Annotated in this window: 22 protein-coding genes and 2 riboswitches; of the genes, 14 read left to right on the plus strand and 8 right to left on the minus strand. The window is 50.6% G+C overall.

Features of this window, described 5'->3' with window-relative positions; all coding sequences use genetic code 11:
• Window positions 1-26 precede the first annotated feature (26 nt).
• The 4 genes from A3848_RS21840 to A3848_RS21855 all read right to left on the minus strand — a co-directional run bounded on the left by A3848_RS21840 (window position 27) and on the right by A3848_RS21855 (window position 4,747).
• Window positions 27-518, minus strand: coding sequence for a C40 family peptidase (locus tag A3848_RS21840; RefSeq protein WP_074086969.1), 492 nt, complete (start codon window positions 516-518; stop codon window positions 27-29).
• A gap of 5 nt (window positions 519-523) precedes the next feature.
• Window positions 524-667: riboswitch (cyclic di-AMP (ydaO/yuaA leader) on the minus strand.
• A 386-nt stretch (window positions 668-1,053) separates the two neighbouring features.
• Window positions 1,054-1,482, minus strand: coding sequence for a C40 family peptidase (locus A3848_RS21845; RefSeq protein WP_074086996.1), 429 nt, complete (start codon window positions 1,480-1,482; stop codon window positions 1,054-1,056).
• A gap of 57 nt (window positions 1,483-1,539) precedes the next feature.
• A riboswitch (cyclic di-AMP (ydaO/yuaA leader) is annotated at window positions 1,540-1,678 on the minus strand.
• 220 nt (window positions 1,679-1,898) lie between these two features.
• A complete protein-coding gene (locus A3848_RS21850; protein WP_074086997.1) occupies window positions 1,899-2,696 on the minus strand; it encodes a hypothetical protein in 798 nt (265 codons plus the stop codon).
• A 44-nt stretch (window positions 2,697-2,740) separates the two neighbouring features.
• Window positions 2,741-4,747, minus strand: a complete 2,007-nt coding sequence (locus A3848_RS21855) for a M1 family metallopeptidase (RefSeq protein WP_074086970.1) — start codon at window positions 4,745-4,747, stop codon at window positions 2,741-2,743.
• A gap of 113 nt (window positions 4,748-4,860) precedes the next feature.
• Between A3848_RS21855 and A3848_RS21860 the strand changes: the two genes are divergently transcribed.
• On the plus strand, window positions 4,861-5,367 hold the full coding sequence (locus tag A3848_RS21860; RefSeq protein ID WP_074086971.1) for a YwhD family protein: 507 nt from the start codon (window positions 4,861-4,863) through the stop codon (window positions 5,365-5,367).
• A 128-nt stretch (window positions 5,368-5,495) separates the two neighbouring features.
• Here A3848_RS21860 and A3848_RS21865 read toward each other — a convergent pair whose 3' ends face one another.
• The 3 genes from A3848_RS21865 to A3848_RS21875 all read right to left on the minus strand — a co-directional run bounded on the left by A3848_RS21865 (window position 5,496) and on the right by A3848_RS21875 (window position 9,058).
• Entirely contained in the window at window positions 5,496-5,969 is a 474-nt protein-coding gene (locus A3848_RS21865; RefSeq protein ID WP_074086972.1) for an AbrB/MazE/SpoVT family DNA-binding domain-containing protein, read from the minus strand.
• A gap of 226 nt (window positions 5,970-6,195) precedes the next feature.
• Window positions 6,196-6,885, minus strand: a complete 690-nt coding sequence (locus A3848_RS21870) for a DNA-3-methyladenine glycosylase (RefSeq protein WP_083612289.1) — start codon at window positions 6,883-6,885, stop codon at window positions 6,196-6,198.
• A 100-nt stretch (window positions 6,886-6,985) separates the two neighbouring features.
• Entirely contained in the window at window positions 6,986-9,058 is a 2,073-nt protein-coding gene (locus A3848_RS21875; RefSeq protein WP_074086973.1) for a transglycosylase domain-containing protein, read from the minus strand.
• A gap of 254 nt (window positions 9,059-9,312) precedes the next feature.
• Here A3848_RS21875 and A3848_RS21880 point away from each other — a divergent pair, with 254 nt between their 5' ends.
• The 6 genes from A3848_RS21880 (at window position 9,313) to argS (ending at window position 15,277) form a co-directional block, all read left to right on the plus strand.
• Window positions 9,313-10,500 carry a beta propeller repeat protein gene (locus tag A3848_RS21880; RefSeq protein WP_074086974.1) on the plus strand — a complete coding sequence of 396 codons (1,188 nt, stop codon included), beginning with the start codon at window positions 9,313-9,315 and terminating at the stop codon, window positions 10,498-10,500.
• A gap of 228 nt (window positions 10,501-10,728) precedes the next feature.
• Complete coding sequence (locus tag A3848_RS21885; protein WP_074086975.1) at window positions 10,729-11,586, plus strand: carbon-nitrogen hydrolase family protein; 858 nt, start codon at window positions 10,729-10,731, stop codon at window positions 11,584-11,586.
• Window positions 11,587-11,601: 15 nt separating this feature from the next.
• The gene (locus A3848_RS21890) at window positions 11,602-12,270 is read left to right on the plus strand and encodes a GNAT family N-acetyltransferase (RefSeq protein WP_074086976.1); all 669 of its coding nucleotides are present in this window, start codon (window positions 11,602-11,604) and stop codon (window positions 12,268-12,270) included.
• A 45-nt stretch (window positions 12,271-12,315) separates the two neighbouring features.
• Window positions 12,316-12,984 (plus strand): GNAT family acetyltransferase, encoded by a 669-nt coding sequence (locus A3848_RS21895; RefSeq protein ID WP_074086977.1) that lies wholly within the window; start codon window positions 12,316-12,318, stop codon window positions 12,982-12,984.
• Window positions 12,985-13,151: 167 nt separating this feature from the next.
• The gene (locus tag A3848_RS21900) at window positions 13,152-13,595 is read left to right on the plus strand and encodes a YwiB family protein (protein ID WP_074086978.1); all 444 of its coding nucleotides are present in this window, start codon (window positions 13,152-13,154) and stop codon (window positions 13,593-13,595) included.
• Window positions 13,592-15,277: an arginine--tRNA ligase gene (gene argS, locus A3848_RS21905; RefSeq protein WP_074086979.1), complete on the plus strand. Its 1,686-nt coding sequence runs from the start codon at window positions 13,592-13,594 to the stop codon at window positions 15,275-15,277. Before A3848_RS21900 ends, argS begins: the two co-directional genes overlap by 4 nt.
• Before the next feature lie 220 nt (window positions 15,278-15,497).
• On the opposite strand, the gene A3848_RS21910 is transcribed toward argS, so the two are convergent.
• Complete coding sequence (locus A3848_RS21910) at window positions 15,498-16,667, minus strand: S8 family peptidase (protein WP_074086980.1); 1,170 nt, start codon at window positions 16,665-16,667, stop codon at window positions 15,498-15,500.
• 190 nt (window positions 16,668-16,857) lie between these two features.
• Here A3848_RS21910 and A3848_RS33055 point away from each other — a divergent pair, with 190 nt between their 5' ends.
• The 7 genes from A3848_RS33055 to rho all read left to right on the plus strand — a co-directional run bounded on the left by A3848_RS33055 (window position 16,858) and on the right by rho (window position 24,346).
• The gene (locus tag A3848_RS33055; RefSeq protein WP_256701788.1) at window positions 16,858-16,986 is read left to right on the plus strand and encodes a hypothetical protein; all 129 of its coding nucleotides are present in this window, start codon (window positions 16,858-16,860) and stop codon (window positions 16,984-16,986) included.
• An 82-nt stretch (window positions 16,987-17,068) separates the two neighbouring features.
• A complete protein-coding gene (gene rpoE / locus A3848_RS21915) occupies window positions 17,069-17,632 on the plus strand; it encodes a DNA-directed RNA polymerase subunit delta (RefSeq protein WP_074086981.1) in 564 nt (187 codons plus the stop codon).
• Between the two features lie 331 nt (window positions 17,633-17,963).
• Window positions 17,964-19,571 (plus strand): CTP synthase, encoded by a 1,608-nt coding sequence (locus A3848_RS21920; protein ID WP_074086982.1) that lies wholly within the window; start codon window positions 17,964-17,966, stop codon window positions 19,569-19,571.
• 277 nt (window positions 19,572-19,848) lie between these two features.
• Window positions 19,849-20,235, plus strand: a complete 387-nt coding sequence (locus A3848_RS21925) for a response regulator (RefSeq protein WP_074086999.1) — start codon at window positions 19,849-19,851, stop codon at window positions 20,233-20,235.
• Between the two features lie 206 nt (window positions 20,236-20,441).
• Window positions 20,442-21,296, plus strand: a complete 855-nt coding sequence (gene fba, locus A3848_RS21930; RefSeq protein ID WP_074086983.1) for a class II fructose-1,6-bisphosphate aldolase — start codon at window positions 20,442-20,444, stop codon at window positions 21,294-21,296.
• Window positions 21,297-21,567: 271 nt separating this feature from the next.
• Window positions 21,568-22,821, plus strand: a complete 1,254-nt coding sequence (locus tag A3848_RS21935) for a UDP-N-acetylglucosamine 1-carboxyvinyltransferase (RefSeq protein WP_074086984.1) — start codon at window positions 21,568-21,570, stop codon at window positions 22,819-22,821.
• A gap of 166 nt (window positions 22,822-22,987) precedes the next feature.
• Window positions 22,988-24,346, plus strand: coding sequence for a transcription termination factor Rho (rho, locus tag A3848_RS21940; RefSeq protein ID WP_074086985.1), 1,359 nt, complete (start codon window positions 22,988-22,990; stop codon window positions 24,344-24,346).
• Window positions 24,347-24,369: the final 23 nt, after the last annotated feature.

A 24,369-nucleotide genomic window follows, 5' to 3' on the forward strand; every position in this document is an offset into this window, starting at 1 on the left:
GCCTGTTCGGTTATAAAAATTACTGCTTATTGCACATCGTCATTATCTTGGGAATCGGAAGCTACCGCTTGAAAAGCATCTGTGCTCATGATTCGTTTGGCGCCAACGTAGCGGTTGACGTAGTAGCTGTCACCCAGCGAGCTGATGGTTACACCACGCTTGGAAGAAGCGTGTGCGAACTTGCCTTCACCGACATAAATGCCGACATGAGATACCCCTTTACCGGTTGTATTGAAGAATACGAGATCTCCCGGTCTAATGTTATCGCGGGATACGGCAGTGCCCATCTGGTACTGGGAACCGGACTGGTGAGGAAGGTTAATTCCTATCTTATCAAACACATACATGGTAAATCCGGAGCAATCAAACCCGTTAGTCGAAATTCCGCCCGATACGTATTTAGTGCCGACGGCTTTGTCGATAACCTGATCCATTTTAGAGTCTGCGAAAGCGCTTCCTGCTCCGATGGTAAGAATGATCGAAAAGCTGAGTAGTGCTGCTGCTAGCTTCTTCTTCAAAAGTAAATACCCCTTCCAAATGCCTACGAGGTTAGCTTAAGGGTTCGGTTGAAGGTCCCCTATGACCCCTCTGTAAATAGGAGGTCAATTCACCCAAAATCGGTTCCCCCGTTTCCCTAATTGAATAAGGAACTCGGCACCACTGTTGATTAGATTAGCTTACGGATCAAAACAATGACAAAACCTTTGTAAATCAGGTTTGAATAATTACAAAAATGTTACTATCAACTCACTGCGATAATTGTAACAAAGACAGAAGCACTTGGCAATCACTTAAAGCATATTAATACATATTTTTTGAGCCTTTTAAGAGAAAAGGGCTTGATTTACGCGAGTTCTTTACGCCGTAAGTCAGCTGCATGGAAGATCTTAATGGGGTTTTTATCAAAAAGGTGTTTCGAAACTCTAAAAAGTGTGTAAAAGGGAGAATAAGGAAAAGGGAAAACCCGGAAAATGATTACGGCAATAATCAGCTCCGGGCTCGTATAAATTACATTTAGTTGTAAAGGTGTAATGTGAGGGGATCAAGCTTCAATTAATCGTAGGCAACAGTTTTGTAGGCTGTAGTGCTCATCACTCGTTTAGCGCCAACGTAGCGGTTGGCCCAGTAAGCTTGACTCAGCGAAGTTATGGTTACACCGCGTGAGCTGGAAGATTGTGCGAATCTGCCTCCACCGACATAAATGCCGACATGGGAAACTCCCGACCCAAAGGTATTGAAGAATACCAGGTCACCTGAACGCAGGTTGTTCCGTGATACGGAAGTTCCAACGCTGAATTGAGCCTTGGACGTGCGCGGCAGGGTAAGCCCGACATTTTTAAAAACATACGAGGTAAAGCCGGAGCAATCGAAGCCGCTTGTGCTAGTGCCTCCGAATTTATAGGTGGTTCCGATGGTTTTTGCGATAACGGTATCCATCTTGGAATCGGCGAAAGCGCTACCAGCTCCGATTGTGAATACCATCACTAGTGCAAGTGCGGCTGCGGTACATTTCTTCTTAAAATTCTGACTTCTCAAAAGATGTACTCCTTCCAAGGCCTGCGAGGTTAGCTTAAGGATTCGGTAGAAGGTTCCCCTATGACCCCTCTAAAGCGAGGTCAATTCACCCAAAATATGGTTCCCCCGCTTCCCGGTGCAGGGAATTTGGCGTTTTATGCACCAGAAGAGCGACGTGTCGACAATTAGTAAACGCTTGGAATGTTAATGTGATTGAATGTGTTGCATCTTAGAGATTACAAATTTGTTACTAGTAGTACAGGCACCATTGTACCAGAGGATTTACAGTTTTGCAAATACTCTTATTCACTTTGTAATTCAAAAAAGAGTCCCGCTCCCTCAAGGAGCAGCGACTCTTTTATTATGCCGGCTGAGCGGCTTAATTATTGTGGAAATGATTTACTGGACCAAAGGTGGTATTGAGCGGCGATTCCCCACATTTTGAACAGTGTATTGGGAAGGGGGGAGAACTGCCGAAGCAGAAGTGCCGGCATCCCCGGACAAAAGATCGATGCCGCTCCGCAAGCAAGCATCATGATCAAACTCCCTGCTCCCATCACAAAAGATAATCCCGCAGAAGGAAGGATCACCTTCAGACACACCAAGAGAGAAGAGAAAGTGCCTGTACCACCCGTATACCCGAACTGCATGTACAGCAGTACTTTTCGGATGAAGAACAGATATAGCAGCCAGGCCAGAATGTAAGGCACCAGTTTCAGCAATAGCTTATAATCCAGAATTCCGCTTAACAGCAGTCTGTACATTTTGGGAAGAAGCCAATACAGCGGCAGGGCTGTAAGCACCCATTCTGCAAGACTGAACAGCATCACCGGAAGCCCATACAGACGCATACCCGGAAAAAAGAACATCCCGCGCTCCCCCTTACGCTCCTGATGGAGCTCATGGAGCAGTCCTGCGCGGATGAATGGGGAGAGCAGCAGTCTGAATGCGCTTAGCGCCAGCAGCATCCAAAGCCAGTGCTGAACACCGGAATCGGAACCCAGTGCGAGCTGGCCCTCCACATAATACAGCAGCCTGCCTATCCCGCTGCCGCCCGCATCCTGATCGGGATAACGCAGCAGTACCGGGACTACGGCGCTTTTAACGAACTTGTACATGAAATAGCCCCAGAACAGCCGGTAGATAAACAACAGAATCAGTATATAAAATTGCTCTTTCATGCTGTGCCAGCCGCGGGATATCGATCTTTTCACAATCCTTCACCTCACCAGACAAGAGTTCCGAGCAGATTTTCAATCAGGTTGGTCATGCTAAGCGTCCATCGTGAGAGCGTGTCAGGTTCCAGTTCCGCGAGTCTGAAATTATTCAGATGCTTATTCTCCAGCAGGATGGAGTGCTCGGGATCAATCTCTGCCGATATCAGCGGCGCTTTGTAGGACAGCTGAAAGGTAGTTTGCTTGTCTTTTCCATTCCAATACCGTTGAACGGTATATCCATCCGAAAAGGTGAACTTTACTGGCACATCCCCATACTGACTGCCTTTGTTGCTCACGGCGACTGATGAATCATAGCGAAGGCTATCTATATCGCTCCCTTTGTGAAAGGTGTTGATAATGTTATCTATGGCAAAATCAGGAGCGCCGCCACTGTAAACATATTGATCGAAATACGCCTGCCACGATTTTTTGGTTACTTTTTCTACGGTCTTTTGAAAATCAGCTGTGGTAGGATGCTGGAAACGGTATTTGCGGGCATAGGCGGCCATGATGGCATCCATCGTTTTGGTTCCCACTTGCTGCTCAATGTCTTTGAGGACCAGTTTGCCCCGGATGTATACGTTACGAGTATAGGCATCATCTCCGGTGTATTTCCAGGTCTCCAGTTTGAGCGGCTGTGATGAAGTTACCAGACTGGCCTGAAGTGCAGAGTTGGAGGTTACACCATATTCCTGTTCCATCAGCCGGTCTTCTGCATAAGAGGTGAAGCTCTCATCCAGCCAGGCTTCCTCAAATTCATTGCTGGCTATCATGCCATAAAAAAACTGATGCCCGATTTCATGGATGACCGTACGTTCAAGCTGGGTGCCTGGAGCATCTCCGGCTGCGCCGAAGGCAGTGATGAGAGTAGGGTACTCCATCCCGCCTGCGCCATTCCCCGCCTTTGGCGGAACGACGATAGATAGTGTGGAGTAGGGATAAGAACCGTACCATTTGCTGAAGGCGCTTAGAGCAGCTTTGGCCGCCTGAAAATAACGCTCCTGTAAACCCTTATGCAACGGGTCTAGATAGAGCTTAATCCTTACCCCGGGCACGCCAGGTGCAGAGAAGGCTTCCTCGGCAACTGCAAAGTCGGGAGAGGCCGCCCAGGCGAAATCATGAACATCATCGGCGTAGAACTGGTAAATCTTCTGGCCCTGCTTCAGCCTTGCGGTCTTCACCGGGAAGCCGGTCGCTGCGACTGTATAATTGGAGGGCACGGAAAGGGTTACACTGTAGATCCCAAAATCACTGTAGAACTCGGAGGTACCGTGGTACTGATGCAGATTCCAGCCTTCCTGTTTTGCCCCCCGGGTGCCAGCAGGCTCATACACACTAAGCTTGGGAAACCATTGTCCAGCCATTACAAAGTCACCTGAAATTCCCATGCGGGCGAATATTTTAGGCAGCTTGACCTCATACTTCAGCCTGAGCGTAACACTTTCCCCTCCGTTCACGGGTTGGGGAAGATGAACCTTCACCAGGGTCCTGTCATTCACATTGCCATCGTCAGGCTGGGCATACTGCAGACGCTGCATAAGTGAGACACCGTCAGAGGTCCGTAGATCGGTCAGAGTCATGCTGCCGTAACCATTCGCTGGCATTCTATCCCCGCGTAGTGTTCCTCCGGATTCTTTCATAAAGGTGGTATCTTCAGAAGCAAAAGCATTCGGATAAAGATGGAAGTAGAGGTCTTGTACCGGTTTTTGGCCGGGATGGGTCCAGGTCACCGTTTCGGAAGCCCTTAATGACCCGGTAGAGGGGATTAGCTGCGCGTCAATATGATATTCGACCACCCGCTCGCTTAGCGCCTCTGAGACGGGGAGCGGCTTACTCTCCGGGAGAACGGGTTGCGGAGCTTTGATCTGTGCAGCTACAGGGGACTTGGCCTCTTTTGGTGCGGCAGCTGTCAGAACATCGGGGTTGTGCCCTGATAACGCCCAAATTCCACCTCCTAGGGCGAAGGCGGCAAAGGCCGCAAAGATGAGGTTGTACCTTAATGACCGTGGCTTCATACTGTGATTCCTCCCGTGACAAGCATCTACGGGATGTATATGTTTGCATTCGGCGTATTATTAGCTAAAATTAAATTATATTCACGTTCTATTAGAGGGAAGGATGTGCACTTGTGGATAACAACCAACCAGAGGGTAAAAAACCGATGGCTCTGAATATCGTAAATGCCAAGAGCAAGCATAAAGGCTTCGGAGCAGGTTCCATCGATTTGAACAATGTATCGCCGGTTATTATTGACGGCGGTGAGGCCGTTATCGATATCGGTGCCATGCATGCCAAGAGCAAAGTCGAGAAGGGGATTAAATTCAGCCCGAACCGTGAGGATGTACCTGACGGAAGACAGGTATGGGTGGTCTGGGTAGCTGTGGACCGTACCCCGGAAGGCCAGTCTTACGGGGGGATTACTGCCTGTGAGATGTGGATTGATACTGAAGCCCGCCGGGGGTGGAAAATTCTTGCTGATCATGTGAACAAGCTGGATTCCGCGTTGAAGCGCAGAGTGATTCTGGAGGGGATTGGAGCAGCTGACAAAGCAGCCCTAAAGTCACTGCTGATTGCCCATAATGCAGAATGGTGGGACGCATCGACCGAGGAGTTAAAGGCAGCATTATCGGAATAAGATGAACACCAGTCTTTATGAGGACCAATAAATTGCGTTTCCCAAAAACAGCCAAGCCCTCCAATTCAGGAGAGCCTGGCTGTTTGTATTGTGTATGAAAGCGCAGGATGCCGGGTATAGCATTGATCCTATGATCTACTGAGCAGGTTGAGCTTGCGCTTGAGCTGGCTAACGCGGGCTTGGCTGATGCCAAGCACCTCTGCGAGCTCCTTCTGATTGGCATAGGGATGATCCTGTATAGCCTTCTCCAGGCGCTGGCTCATTTCCTCTGTCTTAGTCCGCCGCCCCCCGCGGATGGGTTCAGGATTAAAGTCTGCGGCGCTCTGCGGCTGAAGGTTGTCATCGGCTGTCCGTTCTGGATTGCCGAGCTCTTTCAGACAGCTGTTGCAAATGAACTGGTCTTTATAGTAGGTCACATGGTCAAGGCTTCTGCAGAACGTGCATTCCGTTGAGGTGTACTTTCTGAGTACGATGATTTCATCATCCAAAATAAAAAATTCGATAGGATCCCCAATGTCAATATTGCGAGTCATGCGGATTTCTACGGGAACCACAATTCTGCCAAGACTGTCTAAACTCCGGATCATGCCTGTATCTTTCATCCCATGTCCCTCATTTACATCTTTAATTTTTTGTGGATATCTACGATTATAGCAGTAATTGTAAGTTATGAGAACGGGGAAAGCGCATTCATATTAGATTTTTTTGTAAAAATCAGGAAAGTTTTTCCGTGGATTTAAAAATCTCTCCATTCGGGAAGTCCGAAAGGAGAGATGAATTAGGGTTCTTTTGTTTTTTACCCAATTCCGGGTGACCGAAACAGCCTTATCAAACTTTTGGGAGACGAAACGGCTGAGCCTGTCTATCTAAGACACTGACGTAAGGGTTGCCTCTGAGGTAGAACCGCCAGGGAAGCTGGGCGTATTCTTCTGCATAAGAAATATTGATTCGTGGTGCTTGTACAATATCCAGGGCATCAGGCAAGTCACCCTGCTCCAGCCACAGTGGCCCCGCAGGATCATTCAACGGACATCCGTTCAGACTCTTATCTATACGAAGTGCCCGGCACAACTTCCCCGGACCGCCGGAGAGGTCCGATGGCTTTTTGACCGTAATGCCACGATAGGCCGCCATCTGCCCCTCATCGTAGCCAGTCAGCGGCTCGACCGCACGAATCAGCACGGCATGCGGATCATCCTTGGCGGCCGTTACTACATTTACGCAGTTGTACATACCGTAAATGAGATACACGTAAGCAACTCCGCCGGTTCTGAACATGACCTCAGTACGCGCCGTGCGGCGTCCGCCGTAAGCGTGGCTTCCCTTATCTTCTGAACCGCCATAACTTTCAGTCTCGACGATCCGGCAGCGGATCTCCCCGTCCTCCGTCCGCCGGACCAGATGCTGTCCCAAAAGAAGCGGTGCAGCCTGGAGTGCCGTAAGTTTATAGATATGCGGGGACAAGAGTTTTCTGGAAGACAGTGTCTCCCTGTCACCAGCGTTATCCTTACGTTCCATAGATCAATGACACCTCTCTAGCCGAATCAGGCTATTCATTAGCGCCCTCTTCGATGATTGGTCCCATCGTACCGCAGGAACGGCAGCTGAGCAACCGGGATCAATTCATCCACCAGCGTTTGATGTCGTTCCATAGGGAGTGATCATCCTTGGTGTCCGCAGCAGGTGGAACAACTTTTCCGTCCTGAGGATCTGCGGAACCGCCTGCACCGTGCTGATCACAGTATTCTCTAGGCTCCGTGCCGCTGATGAAGGTTTCTAATTCCTTTTCGGGACATTCAGAGGTAGCGAGCTTACCAGATTCAGGATTGACATACACACTGACGACCCCGTCAGGAATCGGAAAGATTTTAGGCGGTACGTTGGCCAGTGCCTTTTCTGTAAACTGGGCGAAAATGGGGGCGGCACGCCGCCCGTCTGATGTAGCAATATTACGCCCTTTGTCATAGCCGACCCAGACGGCTGTTGACAGCTCTGGCGTGAAGCCGACCATCCAGCCATCGGTGTCGGTAGTGCCGGTTTTTCCGGCAACCGGACGCTTAATAATGGACGCCACACGGTTGCCTGTTCCTCCGCTCTCAAATACGCCTTCCATTAGCCGGGTCAGCACATACGCTGCTGCCGGTTCTACGACCTTCTCTCCTTGCTTCCGGGGAGCCTCATATAGAAGATTTCCATTGGCATCGGTAATCTTCAGAATTGCCGTGGCCGGAAGCTTTACTCCGCCTCCGCCTATCACAGCAAAGGCTGACGCCATCTCCAGCGGGCTCACTGGCGAAGTGCCCAGGGCCAGAGAAGGCACTTGCTGCAGCGGACTGTCGACCCCCATTTTAGCTGCCATTTCAGCCACTTTATCCGCGCCTACTTTCATAATTGTGTTCACCGCATAAATATTGTCGGAGGCAGCAATGGCTTGGCGCATGTTGATTTCTCCCAGGTACTTGTCACCGAAATTTTTGGGCTGATAGGTCTTGCGGTCATGATCATAATGGAACAGCGTGGGCTGGCTGTTAAATACGGATAGTCCCGTCATTGTTTTGGAAGACAGTGCGGTTAAATACATAATGGGCTTAAAAGAAGACCCGGGCTGCCGGGTAGTAGCCAATGCATGGTTAAACTGATTGGTGTGGTAATTTTTGCCCCCGACCATGGCTTTGATATAACCCGTCCGGGGATCGATGGACACAAGTGCAGTCTCCAGGTCACTGGCGGAATCCATCCCTTTGTCCACAGCCTCCTCAGCCGCCTGCTGCATATCAGGGTCGAGGGTCGTATATACGTTCAGACCGCCCTGATCCAGTTCTTCGCTGCTAATGTGCAGGGAGTCAATGGCCAGGCTGCGGACATAATCGCGGAAGTAAGGTGCAGCGACGAGGGTATCCTTTTCACCCTGTGGTTTGAAGCTTAAAGTCTCCAGTCTGGCGGACGTCGCCTGTGCCTCCGTAATATCGCCCATTTCCGTCATCGCGGCCAGAATAATCCGCTGTCGTTTCTTGGCATTGTCCATATGGGTGTAGGGAGAATAATAGGTCGGGCCTTTTGGAATTCCGGCAAGCAGAGCACTTTCCGCCAGATCGAGATCTGCGGCTGCTTTACCGAAATACATCCTTGAGGCGGCTTCAATCCCATAGGCACCATGGCCATAATAAATCTGGTTCAGATACATATTCAGAATTTCATTTTTGCTGTATTTCATTTCAAGCTGCATCGTGTAGAGGGCTTCTTTCGCCTTGCGCGTCCAGGTCTTCTCATGGGTCAGGTAGAGATTACGAGCAAGCTGCTGGGTTAAGGTACTCGCCCCCTGCGTGCGGTCCCCGGACTCCAGGTTGGCAAGAACAGCGCGTCCCATGCCTCTTATATCAAAGCCGGAGTGATCGTAGAATTTACGGTCCTCCACAGCGAGAGTAGCCTGAATAAGGAGCGGCGAAATTTGACTGAGTCTTACGGGATCCCGGCTTCGGCCGTCTGTGGTAAAGGTAGTCAGCACATTCCCCCGGGAGTCGAGCAGCTTGGAGCGGATATCGTCAGCGATCGGCGGAAGATCCTTTTGATACAGGTAACCCAGCAGCGCGCAGGCTGCCAGCACAAATAGCACGCTCATCACAGCCAACAGCCGGAACAGCCGGCGGAAGCGGTGTTTAGGTTTTGGAGGTGTTGCAGGTTCGCGCGGCATGGCATCGGGCTCCTTCCTTTTTTGCGTACAACTTGTCAATTCTCATTATGGGAAAGGAAGAGCTTGGATATTCATAAGGCTACAAGGGCTTTTCAGAAAAGAACAACGTTTTCTGCACTACAGAATAAGGTGGTAACCAAATTGTTTTCATTTTGTGACTTTATCCAGGTAGAAAGAAGAGAGATTGGACAGTATAACAGAGTAGTGTCAAGTAGTATCTATTAGAGAAGACAAATCGTTCAGGAGGTGTCATTATGAATTGGAATAAAATGCTGCATCAGGGGAAGCTGACTCTCCTATCCGCAGTTCTGGTGGCGGTTTCTGCTTGGGGAATGCACGCTTCTCCATCACAGGCAGCCTCTGCGGCAACAGCTGTACCGGCTTGTGGCACCGGTGATCATGGATTGCTGAAAGAACTGCAAGCACGGCATGCTGCATCAGAAGAAACCCCGCTGAGTTTCTCGGATCTGCAATTTCTGAGTGCCGATACAGGAAGGGCAGCGGGTAGCGGCTTTATGATTGGAACCTCGGACGGGGGCTGTCATTTTCAGGAGATTTACCAAGGGCAGTGGAACTTCAGGCAGATTGACTTTCCGAATAATGTCCAGGGCTGGGCATTGGCTTCCGTGAAGGATACAGCGGCAACCTACCTCATTGCCACCACGAATGGCGGTTCTACCTGGACCCGGATAGGGAATACGGCAACGGATTTTGAAAGAATTGACTTTAAGGATAGTAAGCGGGGCTTCGGCTACAGCCGGAATGCTACCTCCTACACCACAGACGGAGGACGTACCTGGAGTCTGATCCGCACTCCGGCCAACACACGCAGCGCGGAATTTACCAGCCGTGACAAGGGTTATGCACTTGTGATAGCACCAGGGGCCGGCTACCGTGTCATGAAGACTTCGAATGGCGGTTCCACTTGGTCTCTCTCACTGCAATCGGCTTTTGCTTATCCTGAGTCCGGGAGAATCTATGCGAGCGGTGATCAGGTGTACGCTTTGCTGTATGGCGGAACAGGGATGTCGCAGACCTCATACTCACTCTATGCCAGCAGCAATAAGGGCGGAAGCTGGAAACGTGTGATTGCCCAGGATTCTGCCGGGGGTGGACCTGCACCAGGCAGCGGGGCAGCACAGCTTCGGTCCGGACCTGCCTCCGGCAAGCCGGGTAATATGCAGCTTATAGGCAGCAGCGCTGCCTTTCTGGTCGGCTTCTCGCCTGCCGGCGAAAAAGTAGCCGTAGGCCGTTCCTATAAAGGCGGCAAGGCGTGGACTAATCTTCCGGCTATTCCTGGCTATGAGGGGATGATCTCCTTCACAGGTCTTAAGGAAGGATGGATGGCTGTCCGCGGGCAGAATACTTCCTCCTTATACAGCACCGGTGACGGCGGATCGACATGGAAGCTGAAATTCGTTTTTAAGGGGACCGAGCAATAAGCTTAGATGCATATCCATTGGAATAAAGTGACGTAAGAGATCGGCCCGTACTGAACAGGCAGGAGCGGCTCCATCATCGGAGCTGCTTTTTTGCGTGCAGCCAACCGGATAAAACAACAAGGCATAGAGGCGCAGCATGCGCTTCAGGTGTGATTTTGCGAACCAATATGGTAAAATTTTAGATACTTTACGAATGAACCCTATTCCATGCTTAGGAGGACTGCGGCTGTGTCCATTCGCGTATCTGCCATACAATATCATTTACATACCATTTCCTCCTTTGAGGAGTTTGCCGCCCAGTGCGAGCATTATATAAAAACGGCTGAGGAGTTCGGCACCGAGTTCATCCTGTTCCCCGAATTTTTGACGACACAGTTGATGTCCATTGGCGATGAACGGGGGAATGCCCTTAGCATAGAAGATCTGCCGCAATTTACGGACCGTTACCGGGAGATGTTCTGCGGGTATGCCCAGAAATATGCTGTGCATATCATTGGCGGGACCCATGTGCTACGTAGAAACGACAAGCTCTATAATGTGGCTCATCTCTTTTATCCGGATGGAAGAATTGCCGAGCAGGCGAAGCTGCATATCACACCGGCTGAAGTCGAGGGCTGGAATATGGGCGCGGGGGAAGGGTTGGAGGTGTTCCAGACGGATAAAGGAACCATCGCCATGCTGACCTGCTACGATATCGAATTTCCGGAGATTGTGCGCATGGCCCGGGCTAAGGGTGCGGATGTCATCTTTTGCCCTTCCTGCACGGATGACCGCCATGGTTTTCACCGGGTAAGATACACCAGTCATGCCCGTGCCATTGAAAATCAAATCTATGTCGTGCTGACAGGCACCGTAGGCTCGCTGCCTACCGTAGACCTGATGCGGGCGAACTTTGGCCAGGCTGCGGTGATAACGCCCAATGATATTCCGTTTCCTCCCAGGGGTCTGTTGGCCGAGGGTGAAATTAACGATGATATGATTATCACCGCCGATCTGGATCTAGAGCTGCTCTACAGGGTTCGTGAACGCGGGTCGGTGACCACTTGGCGGGACCGCCGAACGGATCTGTATACGGACTGGACGTAAGGAGGACGAAGAGGCATGTATAACAAGAGCTTTTACGCTTTCGACGGTAAAATCCCAGTGCCTGCGGTGCTCCGCAGCTACACGGAAGCCGATTTTGCGGAGCTGATTACCATTCAGTCCGAAGCCTTTCCGCCTCCCTACCCTGCTGAACTATGGTGGAACCGGGAGCAGCTGTTGAATCATGTGACGCTTTTTCCGGAGGGGGCGCTATGTGTGGAGGTGAACGGGGAACTGGCAGGGTCGGTAACCGGACTGAAAATTCATTTTGACGCTGAGGTCCCGGCGCTCCATCATACCTGGTCAGAGGTTACAGCAGATGGATATATTACTACCCACCAGCCGGGCGGGAACACGCTCTATATTGCCGATCTGTGCGTCCGCCCCAAACACCGCAAGCTGGGGCTGGGCAAAGAGCTGGTACAGTCGTTGTATCATGTTGTGGTGGAGCAGAGGCTGGAGCGGCTGCTGGGAGCGGGCCGTATGCCAGGCTATCATCTTCAAGCCTCCAGGATGTCTGCGGAGGAGTATTTGGAAGGAGTGACAGCCGGCAAATGGTCTGATCCGGTGCTCACCTTTCTGCTGCGCTGCGGGCGGTCCCCGGTGGGAGTGGTGGCTGATTACCTGAAAGATGAAGAGTCGGGCAACTACGCTGCGCTCATGGAGTGGCGTAATCCTTTTCTATAATAAGTAAGGAAACATCTTTATCAGAATCGGAGGAAATCCTTGAGTATGGAATATACAAGAATTACGAGTGTCGCGGATCCTTTGTTCAGACAAGTACATCATCTGCTGTCAGAAGTGTTTCCCCCTGAGGAAGTTCTTGAATTCAGCTTGTGGAAGGAACCTCTGGAAGATCCCGGCATCCGTGTATTTGCTGCTGTGCATGATGGCGCTGTTGTGGGCACTACGGAATACCGCTACTACACCGACTGGAATGTGGCGATGACCGATTTCACTATCATTGGCCGGGAGGGCCTGGGGATAGGGCGCTTTCTGGCTCAGAGCCGCCTGAAAGACTTGAAGAAGCTGGCAGCAGGCAATGGTAAAGAGCTATTTGGCATGTTTGCCGAGATTTACGATCCTTACCGGGTGGAGTATGCATTTGGGGGCATCAAGCCTATGGACCCGTTTGTCCGCAGGGAGGTGCTGTCGCATCTGGGGTACAAGCGGATGGATTTCCCGTACGTTCATCCCTCCTGGCAGGGTGACGGGGAGGCGGTGTCGGGTCTTGACCTGTGCTTTATACCCGGGAATGAGGATTTGGGGCAGGTCAAGGCTTCTTTGGTTGCGGACTTTCTGACCCGTTATTATGCAGTACTTGCCGATAAGCCGGAAGCCTGGACGTCTATGGTAGAGGGGCTGAAGAGCAGGGATACGGTGTCGCTGCTGCCTTTGTGACCCTGGACTTCATCTGCTAAAAGCGGCATGGATCAAGAAATCCGGAGACAACAGCTCCCGGAAGTCCAAATTAGCGATTGAATTGCCCTCCCGATCTGGATATAGTGTACAATGGGAAAGCGAATATGCCTTAGATTATATAAGTGTGAATAAGCGAGGAACGTGTGATGACTGAAGTGCAGCAAGGCAAATACGGCGTTTCCGTAACGCTTACGAGTGCGCAGGGCGGGGAACGGAATGTGGTGCACGCCTCCGGTGAAGCTATTGCCAGAGGAAATCAGCTGTATATCCGTTATGAAGAAACGCAGACAGGCCCCAAGGGTGAGCCAGTTTCTGTCCGAACCACTTTGAAGATTTCAGACAGTGAACTGAAGCTGATTCGACACGGCGGTGTCCAGTCGGAGCAGTCCTTTGTTCCGGGACAACGCCGGCCAGGATTCTACCGCTCGCCATATACACAGTTTAATCTCTCCACAGCCACCCGGAAACTGGATATGAAGCGTGAGGGAAGATCGCTTGCGGTTTCGTGGGAATATGATCTTTACGTATACGGGGAATTATCGGGACAGTTCGCTATAAGTTTGCATATACAGGAGGAACTACAATCATGACACATAGTCAAAATCCGCTTCAGTTAGCCAATGAACGGGTGAAGGAAGCGATCGCTGGCGCCATTGTCGCCGCTGGCCTGGTCACCAGAGAGGAAATTCCGGCCGTCGTACTGGAAGTACCCAAGGACAAAGCCCACGGGGACCTGGCCACCAATGCTGCGATGCAGCTAACCAAGATTGCCAAGCGCAATCCACGGCAGATTGCTGAAGCGATCATTGAGCACCTGGATAAGGGCAATGCTTCTATTGAAAAAGCAGAAATCGCTGGACCGGGCTTCATCAACTTTACGTTGTCAAAAAGCTACCTCTACCCGGTAATCGCCCTCGTGGCTGAACAGGGTGAGGACTATGGCCGCATTAATGCAGGCCAGGGGCAGAAGGTCGAGATGGAATTTGTCAGCGCGAATCCTACCGGCAGTCTGCATCTGGGACATGCCCGCGGGGCTGCTGTTGGTGATGCGCTGTGCAACGTGCTGGATTTTGCCGGCTACCAGGTAACCCGCGAGTATTACATTAATGATGCCGGGAACCAGGTTCAGAACCTGTGCAAATCCATCGAAACCCGTTATCTTCAGGAGCTGGGCCAGCCGGCGGAAATGCCGGAAGACGGCTACCATGGCGAGGACATCAAGGGTTTTGCCAAAGAGCTGGTGGCTGAAAAGGGCGACGAGCTGCTGTCCATGACACCAGGCGACCGCGCAGCCTTCTTTCGTACCTATGGTCTTACCAAGGAGCTGGATAAAATCAAACGCGACCTTAACCGGTTCCGCGTGGGCTTCGATATCTGGTTCAGTGAGACCTCTCTGTACGAGAACGGTGAAGTGCTACGTTCCCTGGACGAGCTGCGCGAGCGTGGTGAAGTCTACGAACAGGACGGGGCGACCTGGCTGCAAACGACGAAATATGGTGATGACAAGGACCGCGTATTGATCAAGAACGACGGAACCTATACCTATCTGACCCCGGATATCGCTTATCACAGCGACAAATATGGCCGGGGCTATGACAAAATGATCAACATTTGGGGTGCCGATCACCACGGTTATATTCCCCGGATGAAGGCAGCCATGTCTGCGCTTGGTAATGATCCGGAGAAGCTGGTCGTGTTGATTGCCCAAATGGTCAGCCTCTTCCAGAACGGTGAAAAGGTCAAAATGTCTAAGCGTACCGGCAAAGCGGTGACGATGGAAGACCTGATGGACGAAGTCGGAATCGATGCCATCCGTTATTTCTTCACCATGCGCAGCATGGATTCACATCTGGACTTCGATATGGATCTGGCGATTTCCACTTCCAACGAGAACCCTGTATTCTATGTGCAGTATGCGCATGCGCGGATCTGCAGTATTTTCCGCCAGGCTGAGGAGCAAGGAATTGTATTGCCTGATTTTGCCGAAATCGACTACGCCAAGCTGACCGCTGCACATGAATATGATCTTCTTCGCAAAATCGGCGAATTGCCGGCGGAGATCGAGATAGCTGCCAGCAGCTATGCGCCGCATCGCCTGATCCGTTACGTATACGATCTGGCTTCGCTGTTCCACAGCTACTACAAAGCGGAGCGCGTCATCACCGAGGATGCCGCCCAGACCGTAGCCCGCCTTGCTCTGCTGGGCGCGGCACGGACCACAATCGCCAACGTGCTTCGTCTCGTTGGTGTAACCGCACCGGACCGGATGTAACGGTCCAGCTCAAGCAAAAGCTCCGCCCCCGTACAATTTGGCGGCGGAGCTTTTGCTATGCTTACTGACTAAGGGAATGTGATTGATCTACGCAACTCATTCCTACTGCTCAAGCGGGCCTAAGTCAGCTGGGAGTGCCAGGGCAACTCCCGGCAAGCGGTGCGCCCGTGGCCCGCCCAAGGCCTACCCGTGGCCCTAGCGGGCCACGGGGCCGCCGCCCCTACGCCTTCGCGGCGGTAGCCCGCTTCGCCCGTGCGCCTGCCCGCAGCAGGCGCAGGGCATCGGCCGCCCCGCCGCCTAAGGCCGCGCGGCGCTGGCCTTTGCGCAGCCGCACCGGAGAAGCCGTGCGGCGCAGGAGCAGCTTCAGCTCCCGTGGCGAGAGGCCCGGGCGCAGTGCGAGCAGCAAAGCGGCGGCTCCCGTGACATGCGAGGTCGCCATGGAGGTGCCGCTCATCTCTTTATAGCCCTCCTTCAGCCAGCAGGAGGGCACGCCCTCGCCGGGTCCGTATACATCGATATACGGACCCCGGTTGCTGAAGGCCGCGACGCGGTGCCTCCGGTCAAGGGCGCCGACGGCGATCGTCTCGGGGTAGCGGGCGGGATAGTCCCCGCCGCGTTTGCCGTCGTTGCCGGAGGAAGCAATGATGGCGATCCCGGCCCGGTAGGCCTTGATCACCACATCGTGAAGGGCTTTACTTCTCGTTTTCATGCCGAAGCTCATATTAATGATATCGATCTTGTTCTGCACGCACCAGTCGATGCCGAGTACAATGTCCGACACATAGGCCGAGCCGCTGTGGTCAAAAGCCTTGACCGGGTACAGCTGTGCCCTCGGTGCTACGCCCATCATGCCGCGGGTGCCGCCGGCTGCCGCCAGCGTACCGGCGATATGGGTGCCATGACCATTATCGTCGAGCGGCAGCATGCCGCGGTGCAGCAAATTCACGCCGGAAGCCAGCGAATGCCTAAGATCCGGGTGCCGGTAATCGGCACCTGTATCAATCACTCCGATCTTTACATGAACTCCGGTCGAACGGGACCACGCCTGCGGAGCATGAATGGCTCTGACGCCCCATGGCATCAACGCAGTCCCTGATTTTTCAGGGGCCACCGCGTGGACCTGTATCCGGGAATCCTCTTCGATGCTTAGAGAATCTTCATATTTATAGAGCAGCTTCCCCGCTCCTGCGGCGGGCACAACAAATGCCCGGATTAATGGGGATATTTGTACTTGCCGCAATTCCGGTTTCTTTGCTTTCAGTGCTTTCCACTCTGACAGCGCTCCGGCATACTGGCGGGCATCATTGAAGGTGACAATGCGCCGCTCGGCATTTTTGGGGGCAGCCGATATCTCACCAAGCAGCATCTGCCAAAATCCGTAGTAATCCATAAGTTACGCCGTCCCCTCCTCGGTGCCGTGCTGCCATATTGTATGAGGGGAGGCAGACGTCCGAATGGGAACTTGCCCTTTTTTAGCGAAATAGGCTGCCCATCGTGTCAAAAAGCGGAGCTTTACATAAAATAAACAGAAGAGAGCGCGAGTTCTCTTTGCAACATCCCGTAAGGAGCCGATCCTTGGCGTGGATACAGTCATGCGCGGAGGAACTTCCTCCGCCTTTTTTGCGTTAGTGGATGAACAGGTTTCAGAGCAGGTCCGGGAATACATCATTCAGCCGGATGGTTTTGACTTGCAATTTGCTGCCAAATAGGTTTTACTTAGTTTTGTTAATGGATATTATGAAATAGAAATTAACGGTAATGTGAACAATGCGTGAGAGGAAGTGTCCTTTAGTGAGTACGCCACTCAATTTAAAGCTGGACCCTGAGAAAATAAAAGAAATGCCGATGGTAGACCTGGCTTTCCTGGTACTCAAAGCAGCCAATACGCCTTACTACTACCGTGATCTGATGGTTGAGGTTGCCAGTTTGCGCGGTATGACCGATCAAGAAAGCCAAGATACTATTGCCCAGTTATATACCGAGATTAATATTGACGGGCGTTTTGCCTGTGTTGGAACCAACCTGTGGGGGCTGAAACGCTGGTACCCTCTGGAACGCTCTGACGATCCAGTCGGCAATACCAAACGCGTGCGTATCATCAACGATGAGGATGACGATTTGGAAGACGATGATTTCGCCGAAGAAGAAGAGAACTACGCTGCGGAGGAAGAGGATTTCGATGCTATCGACGAAGATCGCGACGACCTCTATTCCGACGACGACAGCGAAGAAGAAGTCGACGAAGATGTTGTTATCGATGAAGACGACATTGACGAAGATGAGGTTGACGATGAAGATTCCGAAGACGGCGAAGCAGAAGATGCCGATGATGAGGATGAGGACGAGAATTATTAAAGTAGTATACGTGTGCGCGTAATTCCTCCCTTGACATGGGTGGGACCGTCAGAGTAAACTATTGCATGGGCTTATAATGGAAGTTAATAATGTTTTCTAAAATAAAAAGTGCCCCGGGTCTACGGGTGTCACTTTTTTGTTTTTTTAAAAGATAGAACTCATATGTTTCACGTTATTAATTATCCTATTCTTTCTATAGAAACGGATGGTTTTTTCCGGGATTCATTGGAGAAGTAACTTTTTGGGTTCCCCGTTTTGATAATGGAAAAAAGGGTTACGATAAACACCAAGCGTGCCTGAATTCCTGGACTTTATTTAGGAGGGTTATACAGTGACAAAGTATATTTTTGTAACGGGGGGCGTTGTGTCTTCCCTGGGCAAAGGCATTACCGCCGCTTCTTTGGGCAGGCTGCTCAAGAACAGAGGATTGAAGGTGACTATTCAGAAGTTCGATCCCTACATTAACGTAGACCCTGGAACCATGAGCCCTTATCAGCATGGCGAAGTGTTTGTAACTGATGATGGAGCGGAAACGGACCTGGACCTTGGACACTATGAACGGTTTATTGACATCAATCTCTCGAAGAACAGCAATGTTACAACCGGTAAGATTTATTCTTCGGTCATCAGCAAAGAGCGGCGCGGGGAATACTTGGGCGGAACCGTTCAAGTCATCCCGCATATCACGAACGAAATTAAAGAGCGCGTATTCCGCGCAGGCCGTGAGACAGGATCAGATGTGGTCATTACTGAAATCGGCGGTACCGTCGGCGATATAGAGAGCCTGCCGTTTCTGGAAGCAATCCGTCAGATCAAAAGTGATATCGGCCGTGAAAATGTGATGTACATCCACGTAACCCTGATTCCTTATATCAAGGCAGCGGGTGAAGTGAAAACGAAACCGACCCAGCATAGCGTAAAAGAACTGCGCAGCATCGGAATTCAGCCAAATGTCATTGTATGCCGTACGGAATATGCGCTTTCCGATGACATGAAGGCCAAGATCGCCCTGTTCTGTGATATCGATGCCAATGCCGTAGTAGAATGCCGCGATGCCTCGACACTGTATGAGGTTCCGCTGAACCTGCGCGATGAAGGCTTGGACGAGATTGTTGTTAATCACCTGAAGCTGACCACTCCTGCGCCGGATATGCGTGAGTGGGAGAGCATGCTTAGCCGGATTCAGCAGCTTGAGCGCACGGTTGAAATTGCCATTGTCGGCAAGTATGTAGCACTGCATGATGCTTATTTAAGTGTAGTGGAGTCGCTGTCCCATGCCGGCTTTGCTGCGAATGCCGAAGTGAAGATCCGCTGGGTCGATGCTGAACAGGTTACTGACGAGAATGTAGATGAACTGCTGGGAGGCATTGGCGGAATACTCGTTCCAGGTGGTTTTGGCGACCGGGGAATCGAAGGTAAGATTTCCGCCATTCGTTATGCCCGTGAACAATCTATTCCTTTCTTCGGCATCTGCCTGGGAATGCAGGTTTCCGTGATCGAATATGGCCGTTCCATTCTGGGACTGGCTGGCGCGAATAGCTCGGAGATCGATCCGTCTACACAGCATCCGCTCATTGACCTGCTGCCGGAGCAGAAGGATATCGAAGATATGGGCGGGACCATGCGTCTTGGCCTTTACCCATGTAAGCTTCTTCCTGAATCACTGGCAATGTCCTGCTACGATGATGAATTGGTATATGAGCGTCACCGTCACCGGTATGAATTCAACAATGCTTACCGTGATGAAATCGAAAAAGCCGGCCTCGTGATCTCCGGTACCTCTCCGGACGGACGTCTGGTAGAGATCGTCGAGCTCCCGGGCCATCCATGGTTCCTGTCGGTGCAGTTCCATCCGGAGTTCACCTCCCGTCCGAACCGTCCGCAGCCGCTTTTCCGCGAATTTGTCAAAGCATCACTGACTCACTCCGAACAACTTTAATTTCTTATAAGAAGGCCTTTATAGGGCCCAGATGAGCCTCCGTATGGAGGCTTTCTTTGATTGACACCGCCTAATTTGAAAAGCATAAATTGTCTACACAGCGCAGTCTGGTTATAGGCCATAAAATGACATAGATTTACGCATTTTAACCAATTAGCAGGATTTTGGCTGTTGGGAACGAATAATAGGTTTCGTATAGACTTTTTAGGTTAAGGGGCCATTAGCTGTATGAGTGCGCGGTATGGACAATCTGCTTCAAATTCTGGGAGGGTATGGTATGGAAAAGAAAAAAGTGTTAATTGTTGATGATCAGAACGGAATCCGGATTCTCCTCATGGAAGTATTTAATAGCGAAGGGTATACCACATTTCAAGCAGCTAACGGAAAGTTGGCATTGGACATTGTCAGCAGCGAATCCCCCGATTTAGTCTTGCTGGATATGAAAATTCCAGGAATGGACGGACTTGAGATCCTGAAGCATCTGAAGGAGATCAATCCTGCGATCAAGGTTATTATGATGACAGCCTACGGTGAACTGGATATGATTAAAGAAGCAACCAAACTGGGGGCACTGATGCATTTTACGAAGCCGTTTGACATCGATGAGATGCGGGTAGCCGTAAATATGCATCTTAACAATAAGTCGATAGACCAGTACAGCTAACCTGGGAATCTGCAGTTTGGGAATGTGGGGTTATGGATACGCTAGAAAGGAACAGTCTGCCCGGACTTTGGGTTGGCCTGATATCGTCCCACCGGGACATTTTTTTGTGTATCCTATTTAGTATTTAACACAGGATGTGCTATAATAGGCCTGTATGTGATGTCGGCTTATATAAGCAACCAAACATTCTTAGGAGGATTGAAACCATGCCATTAGTATCTATGACAGACATGTTAACCAAAGCACTTGAAGGAAAATATGCAGTCGGCCAGTTCAACATCAATAACTTGGAGTGGACACAAGCGATTCTTGGTGCAGCAGAAGAAGAAAAGGCACCAGTAATCCTTGGCGTATCTGAAGGCGCAGCTCGTCACATGGGCGGCTTTTACACAGTAGTTAAGATGGTTGAAGGTCTTGTTCATGACATGAAAATCACCGTTCCTGTTGCTATTCACCTGGATCACGGTTCAAGCTTTGACAAATGTAAAGACGCAATCGACGCCGGATTTACATCCGTAATGATCGATGGTTCCCACCACCCAATCAGCGAGAACATTGAAATGACCAAAAAAGTCGTTGAATATGCTCATGCTAAAGGTGTTTCTGTAGAAGCAGAAGTAGGAACTGTAGGCGGACAGGAAGACGACGTAATCGGCGGCATTCAATATGCAGACCTTAACGAATGTGTAAGCCTTGTTAAAGAAACTGGCGTTGACACTTTGGCTCCTGCACTTGGTTCCGTACACGGTCCTTACCATGGTGAGCCTAACCTCGGATTCAAAGAAATGGAAGAAATCCGCGATGCAGTTAAGCTTCCGCTCGTTCTTCACGGCGGTACTGGTATTCCTGAGCATGACATCAAGAAATCCATCTCCCTGGGTACTTCCAAAATCAACGTGAACACTGAGAACCAAATCGCATTTGCTAAGGTTGTTCGCGAAGTACTGGCTGCTAAACCGGATGCTTATGATCCTCGTGTATTCATCGCACCAGGCCGCGAAGCTATCAAACAAACCGTTATCGGCAAAATCCGTGAGTTCGGTTCCAGCAACAAAGCCTAATATATGTATGACGCAAATGGACAGGCTCTGTAGAGCTGTCTTTAAGCTGAATAGTCGTGATATGGAAAGCACCGCCTAGCCGGTGTCTTTCCGTTTAATATAAGGAGTTATTTACCTATGGTGGTAACCAGTCCTTGTATTTACTGTTGAAACGGGTGCCGTCCTTGTTGTAAGGGCGGCGCATCCGTTTCTAATCGTTATAATTAAGCTTAGCCACAGCAGGTATTGCCAGGGCAAGCTGCAATACACGTAGGGGGAACCGGATAAATTTATGGAAAAATTAATGATTGGCGGTGGACGTCCTTTAGAAGGCGTCGTGACCATCAGTGGAGCGAAGAATAGCGCAATTGCGCTTATCCCTGCGGCGATCTTGGCCGAGTCTGAAGTTGTTCTGGATAACTTGCCGTCCCTTAGTGATGTAGCTGTATATTCCGAAATTCTGGAAGAGCTTGGAGCCACAGTCTCCTGGACAGGCAGCCAGATGAGAATTAATCCCTCCCGTATCGTATCCATCCCAATGCCTAACGGACCAGTTAAGAAACTCCGGGCTTCATACTACATGATGGGAGCGCTCCTTGGAAGGTTCAAGGAAGCGACAATTGGTCTTCCTGGCGGCTGCAATTTTGAGCCTCGTCCAATTGACCAGCACATTAAGGGCTTTGAAGCGCTAGGTGCGACTGTGACCAATGATCATGGCTCTATTCATCTGTATGCCAAAGAACTGCGCGGTGCCAAAATTTATTTAGACGTATCTAGCGTAGGTGCCACTATTAACATCATGCTTGCGGCTTCACGTGCCAAGGGCTCAACAATCATCGAAAATGCGGCTAAAGAGCCTGAGATTATAGATGTAGCTACTCTCCTGAACTCCATGGGCGCTGTTATAAAAGGCGCTGGTACCGAAACGATCCGGATCGAAGGTGTTACGGAAATGCATGGTTGCCGTCACTCCATCATACCCGATCGTATTCAAGCTGGAACATATATGATTGCTGCTGCGGCTACGCGCGGCAATGTATTGATAGATAATGTAATTCCCAAGCATTTGGAGGCACTCACGGCCAAGTTGCTTGAGATGGGCGTAGATATCGAAGAACTGGATGAGAGTATCCGCGTCATCGGCAAAGCTAAATACGAGCATGCTGATGTCAAAGCACTGATATACCCCGGTTTTGCCACCGATTTGCAATCTCCAATGACGAGTATGCTTACCCAGGCAGAAGGCGTTAGTGTACTCAGCGATTTTGTATACAGCAACCGATTTAAGCATGTGCCTGAACTGGTGCGAATGGGCGCCAAAATCCGTGTGGAAGGCCGTTCTGCCATCATTGAAGGAAGTAAGCTGAATGCTGCGAAGGTCAAGGCTGCCGATCTGCGTGCAGGTGCAGCACTTGTGATTGCCGGCCTGACGGTAGAAGAAGGAATTACTGAGGTCACGGGTGTGGAGTATATAGACCGTGGTTACGACAATTTAGTTAGCAATTTGCGTAATTTGGGAGCCAAAGTATGGCGTGAAAACGAATAAATCAGGTTTAACCGATGTCCTGGAAGAGGTGTTTTTTGCTCTCGAACTGCATATCCTCTTCCAGAATGGGTAATGCTATCCTAATAAGCAATTTAATAGACTCCTATTTTTTGCTGGTTAACCTGCTAGAAGAACTTATCATAAAAATTGAATAGGTGGTTATTACATGGATCTTCAAATTTCCGATTTGGAAGAAATGAAGCTGACCGATTTGTATAAACTGGCGAAAAAATACCAGATTCCATACTACGGGACGCTTAAAAAGCGGGAACTGATTTTTGCCATCCTCCGGGCGCAGGCAGAACAGAGCGGGCTCATGTTTATGGAAGGCGTTCTCGAGATTTTACCGGAAGGCTATGGTTTCCTTAGGCCGATCAATTATTTGCCCAGCGCGGAAGACATTTATATTTCAGCTTCGCAGATCCGCAAGTTTGACCTCAGAAGCGGCGACCTTGTATCGGGCAAATGCCGAACACCTAAAGAGAATGAACGCTACTTCGGATTGCTTCAAGTCAATGCCGTCAACGGCGAGAATCCTGCCAGTGCAGCAGAGCGTTTGCATTTCCCGGCGCTAACACCTCTTTATCCGCAAGATAAGCTGCCACTTGAAACATCCCCTACACACTTGTCCACACGAATAATGGATTTGCTTGCTCCTGTTGGCCTGGGGCAGCGCGGTTTGATTGTAGCACCTCCCAAAGCAGGGAAAACGCTCCTCTTAAAAGAAATTGCCAACAGCATTTCCACTAACAATCCTGAAATTGCCCTGTTCGTACTGCTCATTGATGAACGTCCCGAGGAAGTAACGGATATGCAGCGTTCCGTGAAGGGCGAAGTTGTGGCGTCTACGTTTGATGAACTTCCAGAGAATCATATCAAAGTAGCTGAACTTGTATTGCAGCGGGCTTTGCGGTTAGTAGAGCATAAGAAGGATGTTGTTATTTTGCTGGACAGTATTACCCGGCTAGCGCGTGCCTACAATCTGGTTGTCCCCCCGTCCGGACGTACACTGAGTGGCGGGATTGATCCGGCCGCGTTCCATCGTCCCAAGCGTTTTTTCGGGTCAGCGCGGAATGTGGAGGAAGGCGGAAGCTTGACTATACTTGCCACAGCGCTTATTGATACAGGATCGCGTATGGATGATATCATTTATGAAGAATTTAAAGGTACAGGGAACATGGAGCTTCACTTGGACCGTAAGCTGGCAGAGCGCCGTATTTTCCCGGCCATCGATATACGCCGTTCCGGCACACGCCGCGAAGAGGTGCTGCTGAGCAAGGAAGAGCTGGATACCATTTGGGCAATTCGTAAGAATATGAACGAATCGTATGACTTTGTTGAAGGCTTCCTAAAAAAGCTGCGTGACAGCAAGACAAATGCTGAATTCCTGGCGTCCTTTGACGTTGCCGGAAACAAAGAGTCCTCATCACCAAGCGGAACAGCCAGCAATGGAGGTACCTCGAACAGCGGCTCATCCGCACGCCGTACCACCCGGCCGAAGACACCGTCTGTTCCTACCACCTAAGAAACGATAATAAGGAGACTAAC

The organism is Paenibacillus sp. P32E, from assembly GCF_001909085.1.
In the GTDB taxonomy this organism is placed as follows: Bacteria; Bacillota; Bacilli; order Paenibacillales; family Paenibacillaceae; genus Paenibacillus_AQ; species Paenibacillus_AQ helianthi.